The organism is Methanosarcina spelaei (assembly GCF_002287235.1).
Taxonomy (GTDB): domain Archaea; phylum Halobacteriota; class Methanosarcinia; order Methanosarcinales; family Methanosarcinaceae; genus Methanosarcina; species Methanosarcina spelaei.
Window position 1 is genome coordinate 1 of sequence record NZ_LMVP01000213.1, and the last position, 2,456, is coordinate 2,456.

Consider the following 2,456-nt stretch of genomic DNA (forward strand, 5'->3'; position numbering starts at 1 on the left):
TTTTTTAACGGTTTTCAAATCTACTTTTTCAAACACAATAGAAGGGAAATCTGCAGTCCATTTTTCTGCTGCTTTTAATGCATCTTCTTCACAGAAGAAGTCCTCTCCTACCAGTTTTTTAAGCGACTTTTCTGCTTTTTCAAGTTCATTTTGAAGCTTCTTTCTGAGAGTTATCTCTTTCTTTTCTTTCATTTTATGAGAAAGCAACAAAACCCACTTTTGCTTGACTCCCCCATAATCAACAAAGGTTTGATAAAATGAGTATCTTTCATCGCTTTTCAGTGGCTTCAGGTTTAGATTTGCAGTTAGCAGTTCCTTTGCCTCATTAATTGTTGCAGGAACACGACTGATCCAGAATGACTTTCCTATATTATTGATATTATTGTCAGTGTAAAAGGAACTATCAGCGACATAGTACACTTTGCTTTCAGGACTTAAAGCTGATTTGAGAGACTTTATTGCTTCCAGAATTGTGCTTTTGTCGGAAGCATTCCCTGAATGAGTGTTCATAAAAAGGGGTATTCCATGCTGATTTACAATCAAACTTAGCACAAATTGTTTGAGATCCCATCTTCCGTTTTTGGGAATTCCAAAAGTGATATCAATAGACTCCGTTTCTTCGTCTTGATAATCACCATAAACGCTGACACTTGTAGTGTCAGCGTGTAAACAATGGACAGGAATAGGTAGACGATTCATAATGTGAAGAACAATTTCCGTAAACAGTTTTGTAGGACCATACTTTACGATTCTGTCAAGAGTTTCTCCGATAGCATATTGATTCAGATCTTCTCGTGTTACACCTTCTCCAAAAAGTCTTTCTATAGAAATATTCCTGAAAAAGTCAGGAAAAAGGTACAGACGTTGACCTATGAAACCAAGACCATTGAGTACCATGGCAAGGATGCAGACTGAGTGAGGAATCTTGTGATCCCTTTCCTTTGGGAGTTTCTCATCGATCAGTTTGTCAACTTCAAGTTCTCGGAAAACTCCAGCAATGAGACCAAGGTGACCTAAAAATCTTGTACGTTTTATTGAGGATTCGACTAGTCGACTGTTGTTTTTGTCTGCCATGGAAAATCAAGAAAAAAGATGTGAGAATAATTATATTAACTTATATGTTTACCTGCCGAATCTAGGTTCCATCATTTTTTACCTTAATTCTAGCATTTTTTACCTTAATTCCATCATTTTTTACCTTAATTCTATCATTTTTACCTTAATTCCATCATTTTTTACCTTAATTCTATCATTTTTTACCTTACTTTTTAGATTTATATCCTGTCAGTCAGCTTTCTGTCAGTTTAACTTTTGTTCAGTTTTGATAACTAATTATTGTTCTGCTCTACTAGTCAAGCTTTATCTGGTTTCGTCAATCAAACACTTGTTTCATTAAGTTATCCACAAAAGTTAAGACAATTGCATGGAATCACAGGATATCTTCAAATCATAGAATAGCGACCACATTAAGTGTAAAGGAATTATTTTTCAACACTGGTTTTTATCAAAAATCAAATGCGGGTTTCATAGGTTCACCTGCTCTCTGTACCCGAACTTAATGCTGTAATCGAGATAATAGATAACTTCTGGTTCAATTTTTATCATGATACTATCCGGGTCTGGGGGCATGTCTGCCGCAACCGGAAATTTGGCTACCAGTATTTCTCCAATTTCTCGTAATTCATTTTCATCAGTAACTATTGATGCCTTGCCTTCAATCTGAAGAGCCTGCATCTCAAACCAGTCTGGATCGTCCTCGTCGACAGTATATGCTACATAAGGATTCTGCATAATATTCTGGACTTTCCGAGTATTTTTATTAGTTACTATATATACAACAGCGCCTTCGGATACATATGCCATTGTATGGGCCATTGGTCTGCCTTGCGGACTTACGGTTGCAAGGTTCAGATAGTAATGATTTGAAAGGTACTCGTAAACCTTATCTTTAAGCTCTTCTGCCATAGTCCCCACCTAAATATTTATAGTTCTAAACTAAAACCTCGTTTTATCGGATTTTGTCCTGGTCTGCCAGGATAATGTAAATTCTCTACAGGCTTTCTAATCCTGTGATATAATTTCCAATTTTTATACAATTTTTAATTTTTTAATAAATTTTAGCCATGTAGTAAATTAAGTCCTGCAACAACTTATAGTTTTATAATACAAAAGGGAAAACTGCGTTTTATACTATCTTTCCCCATACAGTTTAGAAGGACAAAATTTATAAATTTTACTTATCTGCAATCAATAGGGATATAAATACTATAGATTTATGATTTTTCCCATGTTATGTTAAAAAAATGGTATAATCTGACTCATATGAGTGATGAAGGACTTAAAAAACTAAAATCTGATAAAAAGAAGTCAAAATAGGTCAAAAATGAGTCAAAACGTAGCCAAAATCAAATTGCGTGCGGCCACCCCACCCTAAAGGATGGGGTATGCTTCGGGCC

At 35.3% G+C, this 2,456-nt stretch carries 2 protein-coding genes; both read right to left on the minus strand.

The window, feature by feature from the left end:
* On the minus strand, positions 1-1,074 hold a 1,074-nt coding region (locus tag ASJ81_RS11170), incomplete at its 3' end, for an IS1634 family transposase (protein ID WP_095643524.1).
* A gap of 450 nt (positions 1,075-1,524) precedes the next feature.
* Positions 1,525-1,965, minus strand: a complete 441-nt coding sequence (locus ASJ81_RS11175) for a pyridoxamine 5'-phosphate oxidase family protein (protein WP_095644517.1) — start codon at positions 1,963-1,965, stop codon at positions 1,525-1,527.
* Positions 1,966-2,456: the final 491 nt, after the last annotated feature.